The 17353-nt window shown below is 71.1% G+C and carries 21 protein-coding genes; 5 read left to right on the forward strand and 16 right to left on the reverse strand.

Annotated features, from left to right (window positions below; translation table 11 throughout):
- The first annotated feature begins 14 nt into the window (after positions 1 to 14).
- Both ABH926_RS03340 and ABH926_RS03345 read left to right on the forward strand, forming a co-directional pair.
- Positions 15 to 434: a YciI family protein gene (locus tag ABH926_RS03340; RefSeq protein ID WP_370363748.1), complete on the forward strand. Its 420-nt coding sequence runs from the start codon at positions 15 to 17 to the stop codon at positions 432 to 434.
- Between the two features lie 27 nt (positions 435 to 461).
- Positions 462 to 1826: an RNA polymerase sigma factor gene (locus tag ABH926_RS03345; protein WP_370363749.1), complete on the forward strand. Its 1365-nt coding sequence runs from the start codon at positions 462 to 464 to the stop codon at positions 1824 to 1826.
- Positions 1827 to 1919: 93 nt separating this feature from the next.
- On the opposite strand, the gene ABH926_RS03350 is transcribed toward ABH926_RS03345, so the two are convergent.
- The 4 genes from ABH926_RS03350 to ABH926_RS03365 form a co-directional block, all read right to left on the reverse strand.
- A complete protein-coding gene (locus ABH926_RS03350; RefSeq protein WP_370363750.1) occupies positions 1920 to 2900 on the reverse strand; it encodes a DUF5996 family protein in 981 nt (326 codons plus the stop codon).
- A gap of 58 nt (positions 2901 to 2958) precedes the next feature.
- Positions 2959 to 3915 carry an asparaginase gene (locus tag ABH926_RS03355; protein ID WP_370363751.1) on the reverse strand — a complete coding sequence of 319 codons (957 nt, stop codon included), beginning with the start codon at positions 3913 to 3915 and terminating at the stop codon, positions 2959 to 2961.
- Between the two features lie 8 nt (positions 3916 to 3923).
- Positions 3924 to 4478, reverse strand: a complete 555-nt coding sequence (locus tag ABH926_RS03360) for an aerial mycelium formation protein (protein WP_370363752.1) — start codon at positions 4476 to 4478, stop codon at positions 3924 to 3926.
- Between the two features lie 204 nt (positions 4479 to 4682).
- Complete coding sequence (locus tag ABH926_RS03365; RefSeq protein ID WP_370363753.1) at positions 4683 to 5690, reverse strand: folate-binding protein YgfZ; 1008 nt, start codon at positions 5688 to 5690, stop codon at positions 4683 to 4685.
- A gap of 80 nt (positions 5691 to 5770) precedes the next feature.
- Here ABH926_RS03365 and ABH926_RS03370 point away from each other — a divergent pair, with 80 nt between their 5' ends.
- Entirely contained in the window at positions 5771 to 7168 is a 1398-nt protein-coding gene (locus ABH926_RS03370) for a hypothetical protein (protein ID WP_370363754.1), read from the forward strand.
- 42 nt (positions 7169 to 7210) lie between these two features.
- Here ABH926_RS03370 and ABH926_RS03375 read toward each other — a convergent pair whose 3' ends face one another.
- The 11 genes from ABH926_RS03375 to ABH926_RS03425 form a co-directional block, all read right to left on the reverse strand.
- The gene (locus tag ABH926_RS03375) at positions 7211 to 7654 is read right to left on the reverse strand and encodes a Fur family transcriptional regulator (protein ID WP_370363755.1); all 444 of its coding nucleotides are present in this window, start codon (positions 7652 to 7654) and stop codon (positions 7211 to 7213) included.
- A gap of 68 nt (positions 7655 to 7722) precedes the next feature.
- Positions 7723 to 8256 carry an FABP family protein gene (locus tag ABH926_RS03380; RefSeq protein ID WP_370363756.1) on the reverse strand — a complete coding sequence of 178 codons (534 nt, stop codon included), beginning with the start codon at positions 8254 to 8256 and terminating at the stop codon, positions 7723 to 7725.
- A 292-nt stretch (positions 8257 to 8548) separates the two neighbouring features.
- The gene (locus ABH926_RS03385; RefSeq protein WP_370363757.1) at positions 8549 to 8848 is read right to left on the reverse strand and encodes a DUF1416 domain-containing protein; all 300 of its coding nucleotides are present in this window, start codon (positions 8846 to 8848) and stop codon (positions 8549 to 8551) included.
- Positions 8845 to 9708 (reverse strand): sulfurtransferase, encoded by an 864-nt coding sequence (locus ABH926_RS03390; protein ID WP_370363758.1) that lies wholly within the window; start codon positions 9706 to 9708, stop codon positions 8845 to 8847. The genes ABH926_RS03385 and ABH926_RS03390 overlap by 4 nt, the downstream gene beginning before the upstream one ends.
- A gap of 201 nt (positions 9709 to 9909) precedes the next feature.
- Positions 9910 to 9990, reverse strand: coding sequence for an Ms5788A family Cys-rich leader peptide (locus ABH926_RS03395; RefSeq protein ID WP_344661945.1), 81 nt, complete (start codon positions 9988 to 9990; stop codon positions 9910 to 9912).
- 98 nt (positions 9991 to 10088) lie between these two features.
- Positions 10089 to 10805, reverse strand: coding sequence for an anti-sigma factor (locus ABH926_RS03400; protein ID WP_370363759.1), 717 nt, complete (start codon positions 10803 to 10805; stop codon positions 10089 to 10091).
- Positions 10802 to 11335, reverse strand: a complete 534-nt coding sequence (locus ABH926_RS03405) for a sigma-70 family RNA polymerase sigma factor (RefSeq protein ID WP_370363760.1) — start codon at positions 11333 to 11335, stop codon at positions 10802 to 10804. Before ABH926_RS03405 ends, ABH926_RS03400 begins: the two co-directional genes overlap by 4 nt.
- 100 nt (positions 11336 to 11435) lie before the next feature.
- Positions 11436 to 12197, reverse strand: coding sequence for a DUF2993 domain-containing protein (locus ABH926_RS03410; protein ID WP_370363761.1), 762 nt, complete (start codon positions 12195 to 12197; stop codon positions 11436 to 11438).
- The gene (locus ABH926_RS03415; protein ID WP_370363762.1) at positions 12194 to 13420 is read right to left on the reverse strand and encodes a hypothetical protein; all 1227 of its coding nucleotides are present in this window, start codon (positions 13418 to 13420) and stop codon (positions 12194 to 12196) included. Before ABH926_RS03415 ends, ABH926_RS03410 begins: the two co-directional genes overlap by 4 nt.
- Positions 13421 to 13475: 55 nt before the next feature.
- Complete coding sequence (locus tag ABH926_RS03420; protein ID WP_370363763.1) at positions 13476 to 13727, reverse strand: MoaD/ThiS family protein; 252 nt, start codon at positions 13725 to 13727, stop codon at positions 13476 to 13478.
- Positions 13724 to 14695 carry an alpha/beta hydrolase gene (locus ABH926_RS03425; protein ID WP_370363764.1) on the reverse strand — a complete coding sequence of 324 codons (972 nt, stop codon included), beginning with the start codon at positions 14693 to 14695 and terminating at the stop codon, positions 13724 to 13726. Before ABH926_RS03425 ends, ABH926_RS03420 begins: the two co-directional genes overlap by 4 nt.
- A gap of 114 nt (positions 14696 to 14809) precedes the next feature.
- Here ABH926_RS03425 and ABH926_RS03430 point away from each other — a divergent pair, with 114 nt between their 5' ends.
- On the forward strand, positions 14810 to 15604 hold the full coding sequence (locus ABH926_RS03430) for a response regulator transcription factor (protein WP_370363765.1): 795 nt from the start codon (positions 14810 to 14812) through the stop codon (positions 15602 to 15604).
- A complete protein-coding gene (gene mshD, locus ABH926_RS03435; protein WP_370363766.1) occupies positions 15601 to 16545 on the forward strand; it encodes a mycothiol synthase in 945 nt (314 codons plus the stop codon). The genes ABH926_RS03430 and mshD overlap by 4 nt, the downstream gene beginning before the upstream one ends.
- A gap of 166 nt (positions 16546 to 16711) precedes the next feature.
- Here the strand turns inward: mshD and ABH926_RS03440 are convergent, their stop codons facing one another.
- Entirely contained in the window at positions 16712 to 17329 is a 618-nt protein-coding gene (locus ABH926_RS03440) for a class F sortase (protein WP_370363767.1), read from the reverse strand.
- Positions 17330 to 17353 lie beyond the last annotated feature (24 nt).

Below are 17353 nucleotides of genomic sequence, written 5' to 3' on the forward strand. Positions count from 1 at the left end.
GAGGAGCGACCACCATGCCGAAGTTCATGGTCTTCATGCCGGGCAACGCCGACTCCGAGGCCGGCGTCATGCCGCCGACCGACCTGTTCGAGGTGATGAGCGCGTACAACGACCAGCTCGCCAAGGCCGGCGTGCTGCTGGCCGCAGAAGGGCTGAAGCCGACGTCGGCCGCCGCGAAGGTGCGGTTCGACGACACCGAGCGGCGCACCGTCATCGACGGGCCGTTCACCGAGGCGAAGGAGATCGTCGCCGGCTACTGGCTGCTGGAGGCCTCCTCGCTCCAGGAGGCGCTGGAGTGGGTGAAGCGCGCGCCGCTCGGCGGCGGCCTGACGCTGGAGGTGCGGCCCGTCGCCTCGATGGACGACCTCGGGCCGGAGTTCACGCCGGAGCTGCGCGAGGCCGAACAGGAGCTGCGGAGCCGGCTCGACCAGTGAGTCGGCGCGGGCTGCCAGACTGAGGGGATGACGGACGCGACCTCGACCGCCGCGACGGCCGGGACCCCCGCGACCGCCACGGCCGCCACGACCGCAGCAACCGTCGAGGCGGTCTGGCGTCTGGAGGCCGCCAGGGTGGTGGCCACCCTGGCCCGCTACACCGGCGACCTCGGTCTGGCCGAGGAGCTGGCCCAGGACGCGCTGGTCGCGGCGCTCGAGCAGTGGCCGGCCGAGGGGGTGCCGGCCCGGCCCGGGGCCTGGCTGACCGCGGTCGGCAGGCGGCGCGCCGTGGACCAGTTCCGGCGCGCCGAGACGCTGCGCCGCAAAATCGGCGAGCTCGGCCGCGAGCTGGAGATCGACGCCGCCACGGCCGCCACTGCCGACACCGACGCGGCGCTGGACGCGGTGGACGCCGAGGCCTCCGGCACCGCCATCGACGACGACCTCCTGCGCCTGGTCTTCACCGCCTGCCACCCGGTGCTGTCCGCCGAGGCCCGCGTCGCGCTCGCGCTGCGCGTCCTCGGCGGCCTGAGCACCGCCGAGATCGCCCGCGCGTTCCTGCTGTCGCAGGCCTCGGCGGCGCAGCGGATCGTGCGGGCCAAGCGCGCGCTGGCCGATGCCGGCGTGCTGTTCGAGGTCCCCGACGGCCCCGAGCGGCGGCGGCGCCTGGCCTCGGTGCTGGAGGTGGTGTACCTGATCTTCAACGAGGGCTACTCGGCCACCGCTGGCGACGACTGGCTGCGCGCCGACCTGTGCGGAGAAGCCCTGCGGCTGGGACGCGTACTGGCCGGGCTGATGCCGGCCGAGCCGGAAGTGCACGCGCTGGTGGCGCTGATGGAGATCCAGGACTCGCGGCTGCGCGCCCGGACCGGACCCGACGGGGAGCCGGTGCTGCTGCTGGACCAGGACCGTGCGAAGTGGGACCGGCAGCAGATCGAGCGGGGGCTGGCGGCGCTGGTGCGCGCCGACCAGGCGTACGCGGCAGACGTCTCCCGGAATCCCGATGCCGAACCGGGCACCTACCACCTCCAGGCCGCCCTCGCCGCCTGCCATGCCCGGGCCCGGTCCGCCGAGGACACCGACTGGCAGCTGATCGCCGGTCTCTACGGCCGCCTGGTCCGGCAGACCCGCTCCCCGGTCGTGGAGCTGAACCGCGCCGTCGCGGTCGGCATGGCCCAGGGCCCGGCCGCCGGCCTGGCCATCACGGACACGCTCACCGGCCTGCGCGCCATGCGGAACTACCACCTGCTGCCCAGCGTGCGCGGCGACCTGCTGGTCCGCCTCGGCCGCCGCGCCGAGGCCCGGGCCGAGTTCGAGCGCGCGGCCGGGCTCACCGCCAACACGCGGGAGCGCGCGCTGCTGCTGGCGCGCGCCGCCGCGTGCGGGGACTGACTCAGCCCACTTGCTCAGGCCCACGACATCCGAACCAAGTCGGCGAAGTGGTGGGTGTGGGGCGGCTGACGGTCTCCCTCTGGAGAAAGGCTTCTAGGGCTGCTCGGGCCAATGCCTCCCGAGCGGCTCTTTGCTTTGCAGAAGCGGGTCCGTGATGCCGTCCCAGCACGCCAGCGCTGCGCTGTCCCAGCCGGCCAGTTCCGCGCCGGCTTCATAGGCGGACTCGTAGAACGCCAGCGCACAGCCCACAGGATCGTCTGACTTACGAGCCTGGTCATAGGAGTAGTACGCGGTATGACTCCCCCGCGCCACGACCCAACGGGCTGGATCGGGCCGCAGTGCCTTCTCCTCGATGCCCTTTGGCTCGGGATACGTATAGGAATAGAACGTCGGCTCGGGGGTGTCGGGGTCGCCGAACCAGAACCCGGAGCTGATCTGCTCCCGGGAGTAGGACTCGCGGGTCGCCTCGTCCATGCCTTCGGCGGTCGGGATCTGGCGCGGCGAATAGCGCTGGGTCGCGATGTCGAAGGTGTGCCAGTACACCTGGACCGGACTGACCTTGCCGGAGAACGCCGCGCTGAACTCCTCCAGGACGCGTCCCACCTGGCTGTAGACCTTGAAGGCGCGGTGCGCGTGTTCGGGCACGTAGATCTTGTGCTCGGTGTCCTCCGCGAAGGGACGCTCCTTGTCGGGCAGGTCGTACGGATACGGGTGCGCGATGTGCGGATCGATGTCCAGCGCACGCAGCGCGTCCTGGGTCTGCGCGTAGAACGACGCCACGGTCTGGTCGGCCAGCGGGACCAGTGCCTGGCCGCCGTGGTCGGTGTCGATGCGCAGGACGTGGTCGAAGAAGTCGAATTCGCAAGTGAACAGCGGCCCCGACCGCGCGGTGCCGAGCTCGACGGTGGACCAGCCGCGCGGCCGGTCACGCAGCGTTATGTGCCACCAGTGATTACGCCGGATCCCCCGCGCGAGAGCGAGCTTGCCGACGATCTGTAGGTAACGGTGCAGAGTTTCCCTCGTAGGACGCCACTCCTCATAAGGAATGGCGGGGAGGACTTCCGACTCGGTCATGTCCGCGAGCCTAAGCGCGAAACCGGCCGAGCGCCCGTCATGCCTCCCCGCCCGGGACTCAGATCAGCGAGCGCACCGCGCCGACCGGGTGCCCGCCGCCCAGCAGCGGCGACTCGGCGTACCGGCTGAGCACCGGGGCCTCGACCCCGAGCCGGCGCAGCGCCGCGACCAGCACCGGGCCCACCGCACGGCGCTCAAGGTCGCCGTCGCCGACCTTCAGGGCGATCGCCCGGCCGTCGGGCAGCGCCACCGCCTGGACGCCCTCCGCGCCGCCCTTGGCCAGCAGGCCGGGGACGCCGGCCATCAGGTCGGTGTCGAGACGGTCGGTGCCGGAGACGTACTCGGGGTGGGCGCGCATCGCGTCGGCGACGCGGCGCTCGGGGGCGGCCGGCGCGGCCAGGACAGCGGCGCGGAAAGCGCGGGCCAGACCGGTCAGGGAGATGCCATACAGCGGGGCGCCGCAGCCGTCGACAGCGTCGTGGCGGACCGGCTCGCCGGACAGCCGCTCGACTGCGGCGCGGGAGGCGCGCTGCATCGGGTGGTCCGGGGCCAGGTAGTCCTTGGTCGGCCAGCGGTTGACCACACAGGTGGCGAGCATCGAGGCGTGCTTGCCGGAGCAGTTCATCGTGATGCGCTGCCGGCCGCCGCCGGCCCGGACCAGGGCCAGCTTCGCCTGCTCGGCCAGCGGCCAGTCCGGCGGGCAGGCCAGGGCCTGCTCGTCCAGCCCCGCGCCGGCCAGGATCCTGCGCACGCCCTCCAGGTGGAAGGGTTCACCGGCGTGCGAGGCGGCGGCCAGCGCCAGGAGTTCGCCGGTCAGGTCCAGACCGCTCTCCAGCATCGCCACCGCCTGCATCGGTTTGTTGCTGGAGCGCGGCATCATCACCGCTTCCACGTCGCCGTAGGCGAACTCGACGCTGCCGTCGGCGGCCAGGGCCACCAGGCGGCCGTCGTGCCACCCCTCGGTGAACCCGGAACGGACTATCTCGGCGAGGGGGACGACTCCCTGTGCGGTCATGTGCGGTGTTACTCCATCTTCTGCTCCTCATTGAGCAGATCGTCGACGGTTGCCTGCCCCTCACGGTAGCGGCGTGCCAGCTCCGCCGCGAACCGGTCGATCACCGCCTGCGCGATGCGCCGGTACTCGGAGACCTCCCGTTCATAGGCCTTGAGCGTCAAGCGCGCCTCGGCCAACTGCGCGTCGGACAGGTCCAGGACGATCGCCGGCCCCGCCGCGTCGATCCGCTCTTCCATCTGCGAGCGGTACTCCCCCGGATCCGGATCCGGGACGATGTCCATATGACGCGGCGAGCGGGCGTTGGCCGGCGGGTCGTCGGCGAGGATCGCGGCCAGCGACTGCACCAGCGGCTCGGCCGACCCCGCGGCGCGCCGCCGCAACTCGGCATCGATTATGTCGATCCGGCCGTGTAAGACCCGGCGGAGGTAGGAGAGTTCGGTCTCCTCGCGCAGCGCGTCCCCGCGCTCGCGCCGGATGGCCGCGACTTCGAGGGCCTCGACCTCCGCGTCCGGCCGCCGGGCGGCGGTCAGGACGCGGTCGAGTCTGGTGGCGTGGGTGCCCATAACAGCATCGTTCCATGCAGGGGAATAGTGCGGATCGAGGTTGGGCGTATCGCCACCCGATCGCGACGGCGCGTCGCGGGTCCGGATGCGGTCTTCGGACTTGTCAGACGGGCCGCGCCGCGCTTCGGGGCCGGAGTGGCCGGCCGCCGAAACTCGCAGGGCCAGCTACTCCGCGGGCCGACTACTCCGCTCCGCAGTGCCGCCCTACCGCGCCGCGCGGAACGCCGGCCGCCGGTTCGCCCCGGCATCCGGCGCCACCACGACCTCCTGCGCCGCCGGGATCCCGTCCGCCAGCAGCTGGTCCTCGACCGGCGTGGTCCGCTTCACCACCGCCAGCGCCACGTGCCCGAGCTCGTAGTGCCGCGCCGCGGACGTCACCCGCCCCACCACGCGCCCGTCGGCGGTGGTGACGTCGGCCCCGTGCGCGGGCAGGCGCTCGGGCGTCCCGTCCAGGTGCAGGAACACCAGGCGGCGCGGCGGGTGGCCGAGGTTGTCCACCCGCGCGACCGTCTCCTGGCCGCGGTAGCAGCCCTTGTTCAGGTGCACCGCGCCCGGGTGGCCCTCGGTGGCGATCCAGTCGATCTCGTGCGGGATGGTGCGATCGTCGGTCTCCAGGCCCACGCGCGGGCGGTGGGCGGCGATCCGGAGCGCCTCGTGGGCCCACATGCCGGCGGGCTCGCCCGCGCCGCCGTCCTGGACGAAGCCGGCCAGGCGCTCGCGGGGCAGGAACAGCTCGTGGCCCAGCTCCACCTCGCGGGCCGGCACGCCCTCGGGCACCGGACCGGTGGTGAGGACCACCGCGTAGGCGTCCGTCACGTCCTCCGGCTCGACGCGCATCATGAAGCGCATCTTCTGCAGGAACGCCAGCACCTCCGGCGCGGTGCCCGGTTCCACGTGGAACCACGTCGCCTCGCCGTCGTCCACCAGGTACAGCGCGTGCTCGACGCGCCCCTGCGGCGACAGGATCAGCGCCTCGACCGCCACCCCCGGCTTCAGCGCCTCCAGGTGCTGGCTGGTGAACGAGTGCAGCCACGTCAGCCGGTCCGGGCCGGACACCCGCAGCACACCGCGGTGCGACAGGTCCACGAAGCCGCGGTGTTCCTCGGCCAGCCTGCGCTGCTCACCGTGCGGATCGCCGTAGTGCGCGGCGACGCCGGCGTCCGGCGGGTCGGCCGGGACGGCGGACGGGAGGTTCAGCAGAGGGCTCGTCATGGCTTCAGTCTCTCCTATCGCAAAGCGCCTGTTACGCTGCCGGGGCTCAATCCGGTGTAACGCGCAGGGCGGGGAAATCCATGGCACGGCGGACTCGAACCGTGTGGGCGGCGAGCGCCGCCCTGGCGGTGGTCGCCTCGCTGGCGGTCAGCGGGCTCGCCTCGGCAAAGGACCACCCGGGCCACGGCGCGGCGGCCGCCAAGGCGCTGGTCAGCCCGCACAGCACGAGCAGCACGAGCAGCACGAGCGGCACGAGCCCTGGCGCCACGCCGCCGCCCACCACCGCCACCAGCACGGACAGCTCCATCAGCTACGCCGACCTCGACGCGTTCGCGGCCGGGCATTCCGCGGCGCTGAAGAGCAAGAACCGCGCGGGCTTCGTCTCGATCGTCGACCCCGGGCACCCGGACCTGGTCACCAGCCAGGGCCAGCTGTACGACAACCTCCAGAAGATCCCGTTCACCACCGCCAAGTACGCGGTGACCATGGTGGACGAGAGCACACCCGCCCAGGGCGGGACTTCCACCGCGACGGTCACCGTGGCGTTCGACCACCAGATCACCGGCGTGGACAGCGTCCCGGTCGAGGAACGCTACAAGTGGACCGTGCAGCGCACCGGCCTGAACGGGACCCTGGAGGTCACCGCGATAGCCGGCGCCACCTCCGAGCACAACTACCCGGCTCCGTGGGACGACGTGGCCGGCCTCACCGTGCTCACCCGGCCGAAGGTCGTGATCATGGCGGACGACACCTCGGCGTCCTTCGCCAAGAGCCACGCCGACGCCATGGAGCGGGACGCGGAGTACGACTTCGCCCACTGGAGCGGCGGCTCCGGCAGCGCACCTGGTTTCGCGGTGTTCCTCACCGCGGACCGGTCCCGGTACGAGGGCATATACAGCCAGAACCGTGCCGAGTCCGTCGGCGTCACGGTGCCGATAGCCGCTGCGGGGAAAGACGACGGGTTCTACCCGAGCTCCCGTATAGCGGTCGACACCACGCAGTACAAGAACGTCGACCCCGCCGACGCCGACATAGTGTTCAAGCACGAGATGGCGCACGCGATGATCGGTCCGTTCGAGGACCAGAGCGCGAGCTCCGGACAGGACCACCTGTGGGTCATAGAGGGGTTCGCGGAGTGGGAATCGCAGAGGATGTACTCCACAGAGGAACTCCTCTATGACGGCGAGACTCTGCACACCTACCTAGGCAAGCACGGAGTCCCCCATGCGTTGCCCACAGACAGCGACGTGTACAGCTCGAACTCTGATACGTCCGCGCTGGGGTACTTCTACTCGCATATGGCGATCCGCTATATGGCCGACGAGTACGGAGCGGACAAGGTCGACCAGTTCGTCTTGGCCGTCTACAAGCACGCGACCGGATCGACGTGCGTCGACGACGCGATGAAGAGCGTCCTGGGTATCACCACGGATCAGTTCACCCAGGGCTTCGCCAAGTGGCTGCACAGCTCTGTGTGAATACCCAAGACTTGTATGAGTGCTTGAAGTCGGTGTGAACGTTTAAGAAGCCTCGTTCTGCTCCCGGCCCCGGCATTCGGAACACGTCCCGAACACGGCCAGGTGCCGCACGTCCGTCTGGAAGCCGTAGTCCTCCATCAGCCGCTGCACCAGCGGCTCGGCCGCGGAGTCGGCGGCCTCGAGGATCCGCCCGCAGCCGCGGCACACCAGGTGCACATGCGCCGGCTGGTCGGCGGTGTGGTAGATCTGCGCACCGTGTCCGAGATGCGTGTGCGTGACCAGCCCGAGCTCCTCCAGGAGCTCCAGGGTGCGGTACACGGTCGACAGGTTCACGCCGCGGGCGGTGCGGCGGACCTCCTCGCAGATGGCGTCCGGAGTGGCATGGTCCAGAGAGGCCACGGCCTGCAGGACGAACTGGCGCTGCGGCGTGAGGCGGTAGCCCTTCGCGCGCAGCTCCTTCGTCAGGTCCGTGGGCGCGGTTTCCATACCACCACTATCCCACCGGTGGGGGACAGCGGTCGCCACCGTTCATATGCCGAAGCTGTTCCTGGGCGTCACTTGACCGGCTTGAGCTGGGCCGAGAGATGCGACTGCATGGGCTGGCCCATGGCCGCCATGTCGAACGCCCAGAGCAGATCGCCCTTCACCAGGCCGTAGAGGCGGTGTCCGGCGGTGTACTCCTTGGCGGTCTCGGTGCGCGCGACCACGTCGGTGCGCAGTTCGACCTTCGCGCTGTCGGCCTCGCCGACCCAGATCTCGGCGAAGCCGGTCGGGTGCGACAGGACCACTTCGAGGAGGGTGCGGGTGGTGCCCGCGGTGCCGTTCTCCTCGGTGCGCTCCTGCGGGCGCCAGAAGCCCGACTCGGTCGCCAGCGGCCGGACCTGGTTGCCGTCCTCGTCGAGCAGCCAGGACCGCGACTCGTACTTCAGGAAGGGCTTGTCCGGCGTGTAGGAGAACACGACCTCCTGCCCGAAGTTGAACGACTCGATGGTCGGGTACCCCCCGACCCCCGCGCCGGCCCAGGTGCCCAGCAGGAACGCCAGCGGCACACAGTTCGGGTGCAGGTCGGAGGGGATCTCCAGCGGCATCAGTTCTGGCCCTTGAACAGCCGCAGCACCGTGAAGGACGCGAACCACACGACGGCGAGGGCCACCAGGACCAGGAGGATGTCGAAAAGGGTCTGGACGCTCATGGTGGGGAGTTTATCGGAGCCGGTGGGGAGGTGTTCGGTGAGCTGGGTCTCTTCGGGGCACGCGTCGCGCGGCGCCCGCGCCGGCCGCCGTCCGACCATGACGGCGCCCGCTCCCCGGTCCCGGAGGACCGGGGAGCGGGCGCTCCCCTCATACGCTCGTCCGCTCAGCGAATAAGCGGCTCAGCGGCTCAGACCGCGAGCGCGACCTCGGCGACCTCGCCCAGCGTCGCCTCGACCGAGGCGTCCACGCTGCCCCCGGGCACCAGCGCGCGCACCGTCCAGGTGCCCGGCGCCGCGAAGAACCGGAACCCGCCCTCGGGGCTGGTCGGCACCTCGGCGGTGAACTCGCCGGTGCTGTCCAGCAGCCGCACGTACCCGGTCACCGGCGCGCCGTCCTTGCTGACCGCGCCCTGGATGACAGTTTCCTTCGCCACGTCCACTCCTTCGATGCTGAATCCGCCGGCGGGAGCGCCGCACGAGGCCGTCACTGCTGGCCGCCCTCGGGCGAGCCGGGGTTGGAGCCGAGCGAGACCGGCACGCCGACCAGCGAGCCGTACTCGGTCCACGAACCGTCGTAGTTCTTCACGTTGGGCTGGCCCAGCAGCTCGTGCAGGACGAACCAGGTGTGCGCCGAGCGCTCGCCGATGCGGCAGTAGGCGATGGTGTCCTTGGACAGGTCCACGCCCTCGCCCTCGTACAGCGCGGTCAGGTCCGCGTCGGACTTGAACGTGCCGTCGTCGTTGGCCGCCTTGGACCACGGGATGTTGCGCGCGGTCGGCACGTGGCCGGGACGCTGCGACTGCTCCTGCGGCAGGTGGGCCGGGGCCAGCAGCTTGCCGGAGTACTCGTCGGGGCTGCGCACGTCGACCAGGTTGTCGGTGCCGATCGCGGCCACGACGTCGTCGCGGTAGGCGCGGATCGCCTGGTCCTGGGGCTGCGCGGTGTAGGTCGTGGCCTCGCGGGTCGGCTGCTCGACGACCAGCTCGCGGGAGTCCAGCTCCCACTTCTTACGGCCGCCGTCGAGGAGCTTCACGTCGCCGTGGCCGTAGAGCTTGAAGTACCAGTACGCGTAGGAGGCGAACCAGTTGTTGTTGCCGCCGTAGAGCACCACGGTGTCGTCGTTGGCGATGCCGCGCTCGGACAGCAGCGCCTCGAACTGCTCCTGGTTCACGAAGTCCCGGCGGACCGGGTCCTGCAGGTCGCGCTTCCAGTCGATCCGGATGGCGTTGCGGATGTGGTTCTTGTCGTAGGCGGCTGTGTCCTCGTCGACCTCGACGAGGACGACCTTCGGGTCGTCCAGGTGCGCCTGGACCCAGTCGGCGTCGACCAGGACGTCGTTGCGACTCATGGGAGTCCTCCGGATGGTTCGGGGTTCGGAACGGAGCGGGGGTGCGGCCACGGAAACGGTTGTTCCAGTACCGCGGGCACGCGGAAGCACGTGGGTGTCTTGCTTGGGTCCGCGCTGAGGCAGAGGGTGGCCCGTCCTACAGTGATCGGGCGTCGCGTCCCCGGAAGAACGGGGTCACGGAAAGCAGCCGGCCCTCCGGGGTCAGCGCATTCGACACAGGCAGGCGGCGACGCGGCACAGGTCGACTGCGCGTCGCTTGGTGAAGTCCGCCTGCTGCTTCATGTCACCGACTCTAGAGACCCCTTTGGGCGGTGTCACGCACGTACCGCACTATGAGACGCCGGTCTTACGTTTTGTACGCCTGGCTGGTCAGCCCGCGCTCAGGAGTCCATCGGCACGGTGATGTCGTAGGCGCCGTAGCCGACGACCCGCACCTCGAAGTGGTCGATCTGCCCGGCCGGCAGCGCGGTCGAGGCGGGGATGTCGATCGGCTTGCCGGCCACCGACTTCCAGTTCGACAGCTGGATCGCGTCGTGGTTCTTGTCGTAGACGTACAGCGTGCAGGTCAGCCCGTCCGGCGTCCCGCTCATCTTCGCGGTGACCGAGGTGCCCCAGCTGTGGTCCTGGTAGGAGATCTGCGCGGTCACGCCGCTCTGCGTCACCGCGGGCAGCACCTCGGCGTTCGTGGAGCCGCTCGAGGAGGTCCCGCCGTGCCCGGCCCAGAACCCGCCGACGACCAGCACCAGGGCGGCGGCTCCGCCGGCCGCGGCCACCATGATCCGCTGCCGGCGCGGCGCCCGGAACGGAGGCGGGGTACGGGTGCCGAACAGCCGCCGCCGGCCCGTGCGCCCCCGCTGCCCGGCCGGCTCCGGCGGCACCGTCTCCGGCATCGGCGCCCCGACCAGCCCGATGTCCATGACCCGCTTCACCCCGACGAACGAGGCGTACTCCTGCTGGCACTCCGGGCACCGCGCCAGATGCTGCCGCACCTCGCGGGCCTCGTCCGCGTCCAGCGCGCCGAGCGCGAGAGCACCGACGGCCATCCGCAGGTCCTCGTCGTCGCAGGCGCCCGGCCTGGTCTCCGGCTCCCGGTTCACGGCTTGATCCCCCGTTCTTCGAACGCGGTCCGCAGCGCGCGCAGCGCATAGTACGTGCGCGACTTGACGGTACCCGGGGGGATGCCCAGGGCCTTGGCGGCCTCGGCCACCGACAAGCCCTTGAAGTACGTCTCCCGAAGCACCGCCCGGTGGTCGGGGCTCAGTGTCGCCATGGCCTCGGCCACCTCCCATCCGAGCAGTATCCGGTCATGATCATCCTCGACGACCGCCTCGCGGGCGATCCCCAGCGCCAGCCCCTCGTCGCCGACCTCCTTCGGCCGCGACCGGCGGGCCCGCGCCTGGTCCACCACGATGTTCCGGGCGACCGTGCACAGCCAGGCGCGCGGAGACCCGCGCTCCGGGGCGAAGGCCTCGGAGTGCTGCCAGGCTCGCAGGAACGTCTCCTGGACCACGTCCTCGGCCCGTCCCCGGTCGCCGTCCGTCAGTTTCAGGACGTACCCCAGCAACGGACCCGCGTGGTCCGCGTAGAGGGATCTGAGGCGCTCCGCGTCCGCGCTCGCGACGTCCACACCTGGGACACGCAAAGGAGGTGGATCCGGTTCAACCCGCCGCCACCACGTCACACGCCGATGATGGCACCACCGGTGATCCTTCGACAGCGGATCGCGCCTAGCTGGAGGAAACCCCGGAGCCGGTGACCCGCACGTGGTCCGCCTCGGCGTAGACGCGCAGCCCGTCGGCCGACGTCTGCATGTTGGCCATCTGCAAGGTGAGCTGCATCGGAAGCGTGCCGACGTTGATCGGGAAGTCCAGCTGGCGCGGCACCTCGCCGGCCAGGCCGCCCAGCGAGGAGGACTCGATCTTGTTGGCGGTCAGCTGCAGCCGGTTGCCCGAGCTCAGCGACAGCCTGCTCTGCAGCGTGACCTTGCCCAGGCCCGGGATGTTGCCGGTGACCCGGACCGTGTTGTCCGGCCCCTCGGCCAGCGTCACGTCCAGGCCCTGCGCGGCGGCCGCCGACTCCATGTCGGTCCAGCTGAACAGCGCGGTGCCGGACAGGTGGTCGACGTCGGCCTCCTTGAAGCCGTTGGAGGGCGCAACGCCGTTGAGGTCCACGTGCAGATCGGTGACGCGCACGTTGTTGTGGACCACGCCGCGCGCGTCCACCGAGACCTTGTCCAGCTTCATGCCGATGAGCTGGGTCAGGAACGGGAAGTTGGCGATGTTCACCGACGGTTTGCTCTGCAGGTTCTGCGACTGTTGGATGCGCTTGGCGATCTGGCTCTCCGCGATGCTCACCGTGATCCGGTCCGCGGCCACGAAAAGACCCGCGAGCACGAGCAGCGTGATCGCCAGCCTGGTGGGCCACCTGCGGCGTCTGGGCGGCGGATGCGCCTCCCACTGCAGCTGATCGAGCCCCTCCTCGGAAGTCATGGGACGAGGATAGCCGCGGCGTACGAAGCGAGGGCGGCGATCGTGACCGGTATCGCGACCACCGCGGCCCGGCTCACGCCCAGTTCCGGGTTGCGCGCGGCCACCAGCGAGGCCAGCCCGCAGACCGCCGCCCCGACCGCCACCGACGGGCCGTGCAGGACCGCGGCCGGCACGAACAGGCCGGTCAGCCCGGCGAAGAGCAGGGCGGACGCGGCCGCCGACAAGGCGCGCACCGAGCCGGGCTCGACCCCGCGCCGCCGCGCCCGGAGCACGGCGTCCGCCGCGACCAGCACGAAACCCACGCCGAGGCCGGCCGCGACCGGGAGCACGGCGTCGTCGGGCTGGAACTTGAAGACGGCGGCGGTGCCGGCCAGCGTCGGCAGCGCGGCCAGGACGGCGGTGCGCCGGGAGGCATGGCCGGCCAGGCCGAGCACCGCCCAGGCGACGACGAGCTGGAGCGGCAGGACGACGGCGGCCACCGCCTTGGCGGAGACGAAGGCTCCGACGGCGAGCCCGACGGTCGCCGCCGCGATGAAGGGCAGGTGCGCCAGGAGGGAGAGCGGCTGACGGCGGGGCGCTGGGGAGTCGTAGTCGTCGGCGTAGGCGTGTGTGTCGGTGTACGGCTCGGCGTACTGGTCGGAGTAGGGCTCCGCGTACGGCTCTGCGTACGGCTCCGCATACGGCTCTGTATAGGAATCGGAGTACGACTCCTCATAGGGTTGTTCGTAGTAGGGCTGCTCGTAATAGGGCTCTTGTTGGTAGGCCTCTTGTTGATAGGCCTCTTGTTGGTAGCCCTGTTGTTGCTGCGCCTCCTGGTAGTAAGGCTCTTGGTAGCCGTAGCCCTGGTCGTACTCGGGCTGGTACTCCTGCGCGTAGTAGCCCTGCTGCTCATAGCCCGGTTGTTGCTCATAGCCCGGCTGCTGCTCATACCCGGGCTGCTGCTCGTAGCTCGGGTACTGCTCGTAGCCCGGAGCCTCCTGGTAGCCGTATGCCGGGTCCTGCGCGTACTCGTAGCCCTGGTACTCCGCAGCCGGCTGCTCGTAGCCGCCGTACTCGTATCCATAGCCCTCGGGTCCATAGCCCTCAGGTCCATAGCCCTCGGGCTGCGGCTGCGCATACGGGTCCTGATAGCCCTGGCCGGCATAGGGATCGGAATACTCGGGCTGCTGCGCCGACGGCTCAGACGCCGCCCGCCCGCGCCGTCGGCCCGTGTACTCGCCCACCCTGCGTTCCTCCTGCCGACGTCTACCCGCCTGCAAGGTATACCAGCCGGGTCGCTCAGCCCCCGGCGAACGGCGGAAGCACCTCGACCACGGCCCCGTCCGCCAGGCGCACGTCGGCCGGGTCGCGCCGGCCCACCGGGGTGCCGTCCACCAGGAACGACGCCCGCCGCACCACCTCGCCGAGCCGGGCCCCGTGCCGGGCCACCGCCGCGGCCAGCACGTCGGCCAGCACCTCGTCCTCGAACGGCTCCTCGGCGATGCCCGCCGCCGCCTTCGCCGCCGCCCAGTACCGGATCAGCCCGCTCATCCCGCCTCGCCCTCCATGACCTCTCCCGCCTCGCCGAGCTCCCCCTTCTGTCTTTTATATTCGCCCTTCGCGGCACGGGAAGATCCGGACGCCCTCCCGGAGCCGGCCGGCGCACCGGCGGCCGGCAGTTCCCGCACCCAGCGGCCGATCCGGCCGACCAGCTCCCGGCCGGAGGCCTCCCGGGCCGCCGCGGCCTCCGCGTGCCCGAACCCGGGCTCGATCCACAGCTCGCGCGGCTCGCCGGCCGCGGCGTACAGCGCTTCGGCGTGGCCCAGCGGGAAGTACTTGTCGGCGTCGCCGTGCACCACCAGCAGCGGCACCGGCGCGATGCGCCCCGCCAACTCCACCGGGGATTCCGGGACCGGGTTCCAGCCGTCCGGCAGGATGCGCGTCTTCAGATGCCACGCCGAAACAGCGCGGCCCACCGGATGCTGCACCAGGAAGTGCACCAGCTTCATGGCGCGCGTGGAGCGCTCGAACCACCAGCCGGGGCCGCTCACGGACACCACGGCGTCGGTCGCGGAGCCCGGGCCGACGCCCGAGCCGCACAGCCCGGCGTGCCGGACGACCACGGAGGCGCCCATGGAGAAGCCGACCGTCGCCACATTCTCGTAACCCAGGACGCGGGCCCACTCGACCGCGGCGTGCAGGTCGAGCACCTCGAGATCACCGAGCGTCGATCGGCCGTGTGACTGTCCGTGACCGCGGAAATCGAATGCGACCACTCCGCCATACGGCCGCAACACGGCGGCGATCCGCGCCATGTCGCCGGTGCGCCAGGAGCCGCTGAATCCGTGGCACAAGACGAACGCCCATCGTCGATCGACACCCGCTCTGTGCACGGCGTTAAGGCGGACACCGTCGGCCGTCAAAAGCGTCTGGCCCGGCTCCTGGTGCCCCGAGCTGCGCCTTTGTCCAGGTAAAATACGTGTGAACTCCGGCACGGAAACCTCGGGGAAACGCTTCATGACGGCTATCCTTCCTGACAGAGGATCCGGGCGACGAAGCCCCACGGGTCCTCTACGTGTTTTCTGGCGGGTGCGACAAGAGGTACCCCCGGACAAAAGAGGAGCGATCCGCGGATGTCCAGCTTGCTGTTGTTGACCAACTCCCTGACCCCCTCCTCCGAGGTCCTGCCGGCTCTCGGTCTGCTGTTGCACAACGTTCGCGTGGCTCCAGCGGAGGCGTCGGCACTCCTGGACACCCCACCGGCCGACGCGATCCTGGTGGACGCGCGCCGCGACCTGCCGCAAATGCGTTCCCTGTGCCGGCTGCTGCGCACCACAGGAGTGGACTGCCCGCTTCTGCTGATCACCACCGAGGGCGCGCTCGCGGCGGTGACCGCCGACTGGGGCATCGACGACGTCCTGCTGGACTCGGCGGGCCCGGCCGAGGTCGAGGCCCGGCTGCGGCTGGCGATCGGGAAACTGGCGGCCGGCGCGGTCGCCGAGGACGTCCCGCTGGAGATCAAGAGCGGCGACCTGTCCATCGACGAGGGCACGTACACCGCCCGCGTCCGGAACCGGGTGCTCGACCTGACCTTCAAGGAGTTCGAGCTCATCAAGTACCTCGCGCAGCACCCGGGCCGGGTGTTCACGCGAGCGCAGCTGCTCCAGGAAGTGTGGGGATACGACTACTTCGGCGGCACCCGGACCGTGGACGTCCACGTCCGGCGGCTGCGGGCCAAGCTCGGGGTCGAGCACGAGGCGCTCATCGGGACGGTCCGCAACGTGGGCTACCGCTTCGTCATGCCGGACAAGCGCACCGGATCGAGCACGCCCACCGGCTCCAGCGCCGGCACCGAGACGGAGGAGGAGAGCGCCGACGAGGTTCGAGCCTCCGACGCGATGACCGCACCCCGTACCGTGGTGGGGTGACAGGTTTCTCCATCGGCGTCGTCCGCCGACCCAACGAGGCGGACGTCGCCACCATCCGGTCCCTCGCCGAGGCCGCCGAGCGGGCCGACGGGGTGGCACCGCTCCCGGAGCAGGTGCTGCTCCACCTCAAGCACTCCGGCGATGCCGATGCCGACGCCAATGCCGACGCCTGGCACTTCGTGGCCCGGCGGCTGTCCGACACCCAGGCCTCGGAGCTGATCGGCTACGCCTTCCTGGACAAGTCGAACCCCGACGAGGGCCCCACGGCGGAGGTCGTGGTCGCGCCGGACTCCCGCCGCCAGGGCGTCGGCGGCGCCCTGCTGGACGCGCTGCGCATGAAGGTCCGCCGGGACGACAAGCCGGTCCGCGTCTGGGCGCACGGCGGCCTGCCCGCGGCGGCGGCCCTGGCCGACAAGCGCGGCCTGAAGAAGGTCCGCGAGCTGTGGGTGATGGCCCGGCCGCTGGCCGACGTGCCGCAACCGGAGCCGGCCGAGGGCATCCGCATCGCCGCCTTCCGCCCCGGCGTCGACGACGAGGCCTGGGTCGCGGTCAACGCCCGCGCCTTCGCGCACCACCCGGAGCAGGGCTCGATGACGGTCCAGGACCTGCGCGAGCGCATGGCCGAGCCCTGGTTCGACCCGGAGGGCTTCTTCCTGGCCTGGCGCGGCCCGGAGCTGGCCGGCTTCCACTGGACCAAGGTCCACGACCACAGCGCCTACGGCGACGGCCCGGTCGGCGAGGTCTACGTCCTGGGCCTGGACCCGGCCGAACAGGGCCGTGGCCTGGGCCGGACTCTGACCCAGGTCGGGCTGCGGTACCTGCACGACCGCGGATTGAGCGACGTCATCCTGTATGTGGAGGCTGACAACGCGGCCGCGATCGCCGTCTACACCAAGCTCGGCTTCACCCGCCGCAGCGCCGACGTCATGTACCAGTTCTGAGACGAGGTCGGACGCTTCGACACCAGCGCCCCGGGTCCTCGTGATCGGCGGCGGGGTGCACCGGGCGTTCAACTCCCGGCCGGACACCACCTGCGAGGCCGCGGCCCGTTGGATCGACGTGCCCTGACTCTGCCCCACCGGCCGGACCCGATCGGCGGCCCCGAGGTCAGCCGGTGACCCCGACCAGTTGCGTGTACACCACCAGGTTGTCCGCGTAGTGCTGGCCGTCGAAGGCGCCGCCGCAGGTGATGATCCGCAGCTGCGGCGTCCCGCTGTCATCGCTCCCGTATACCCGCCCCGCCGGGAAGCGGTTCTTGTCGACCACCTCGACCGACGTCACCCGGAACTGCGCGTGCGTCTTGTCCGCGCGGTCCACGATCACCATCGCGCCGGGCTGCACGTTCCCCAGCGGGTAGAACACCGCGCGGCCGTAGTCGGTGTCGACGTGCCCGACGATCACCGCCGCGCCGCGCTCCCCCGGCGTCGGGTCTCCGGTGAACCAGCCCGCCTCGGTCGGGACCGACATCGGCGGCACCGCCACGGCGCCGTCGCGGTCCAGGCCCAGCCGGATCAGCGGGGCATCGATGCCCACCGAGGGGACCCGGACCCGCAGCGGCACCGAGCGCGGCAGCGGCGCGGCGGCCGGACCGGACCAGTTGCCGAACAGCGCGCCCTGGGTCGGGGAGGGCGGGCCGGACAGCGCGGTGACGCCGCTGCCCAGCAGCTTCGCGCCGACCAGCGCGACGGCCGCCGCGATGACGATCTTCAGTCCTCGGTGCCCCATGCGGGGCCGGGCGCCGCCCGGCGC

This window comes from Catenulispora sp. GP43 (genome assembly GCF_041260665.1).
Lineage (GTDB): Bacteria > Actinomycetota > Actinomycetes > Streptomycetales > Catenulisporaceae > Catenulispora.

Excerpts from the sequence above, each read along its gene's own strand:
- ABH926_RS03355 (WP_370363751.1), bottom strand. The coding sequence starts at position 3,915 with ATGACCGCACAGGGAGTCGTCCCCCTCGCCGAGATAGTCCGTTCCGGG.
- ABH926_RS03380 (WP_370363756.1), bottom strand. The coding sequence starts at position 8,256 with ATGCCGCTGGAGATCCCCTCCGACCTGCACCCGAACTGTGTGCCGCTG.
- ABH926_RS03420 (WP_370363763.1), bottom strand. The coding sequence starts at position 13,727 with ATGAGCGGGCTGATCCGGTACTGGGCGGCGGCGAAGGCGGCGGCGGGC.
- ABH926_RS03425 (WP_370363764.1), bottom strand. The coding sequence starts at position 14,695 with ATGAAGCGTTTCCCCGAGGTTTCCGTGCCGGAGTTCACACGTATTTTA.
- ABH926_RS03340 (WP_370363748.1), top strand. The coding sequence starts at position 15 with ATGCCGAAGTTCATGGTCTTCATGCCGGGCAACGCCGACTCCGAGGCC.
- ABH926_RS03430 (WP_370363765.1), top strand. The coding sequence starts at position 14,810 with ATGTCCAGCTTGCTGTTGTTGACCAACTCCCTGACCCCCTCCTCCGAG.
- ABH926_RS03360 (WP_370363752.1), bottom strand. The coding sequence starts at position 4,478 with ATGGGCACCCACGCCACCAGACTCGACCGCGTCCTGACCGCCGCCCGG.
- ABH926_RS03365 (WP_370363753.1), bottom strand. The coding sequence starts at position 5,690 with ATGACGAGCCCTCTGCTGAACCTCCCGTCCGCCGTCCCGGCCGACCCG.
- ABH926_RS03395 (WP_344661945.1), bottom strand. The coding sequence starts at position 9,990 with ATGAAGCAGCAGGCGGACTTCACCAAGCGACGCGCAGTCGACCTGTGC.
- ABH926_RS03390 (WP_370363758.1), bottom strand. The coding sequence starts at position 9,708 with ATGAGTCGCAACGACGTCCTGGTCGACGCCGACTGGGTCCAGGCGCAC.
- ABH926_RS03375 (WP_370363755.1), bottom strand. The coding sequence starts at position 7,654 with ATGGAAACCGCGCCCACGGACCTGACGAAGGAGCTGCGCGCGAAGGGC.
- ABH926_RS03370 (WP_370363754.1), top strand. The coding sequence starts at position 5,771 with ATGGCACGGCGGACTCGAACCGTGTGGGCGGCGAGCGCCGCCCTGGCG.
- ABH926_RS03350 (WP_370363750.1), bottom strand. The coding sequence starts at position 2,900 with ATGACCGAGTCGGAAGTCCTCCCCGCCATTCCTTATGAGGAGTGGCGT.
- ABH926_RS03410 (WP_370363761.1), bottom strand. The coding sequence starts at position 12,197 with ATGACTTCCGAGGAGGGGCTCGATCAGCTGCAGTGGGAGGCGCATCCG.
- ABH926_RS03345 (WP_370363749.1), top strand. The coding sequence starts at position 462 with ATGACGGACGCGACCTCGACCGCCGCGACGGCCGGGACCCCCGCGACC.
- ABH926_RS03440 (WP_370363767.1), bottom strand. The coding sequence starts at position 17,329 with ATGGGGCACCGAGGACTGAAGATCGTCATCGCGGCGGCCGTCGCGCTG.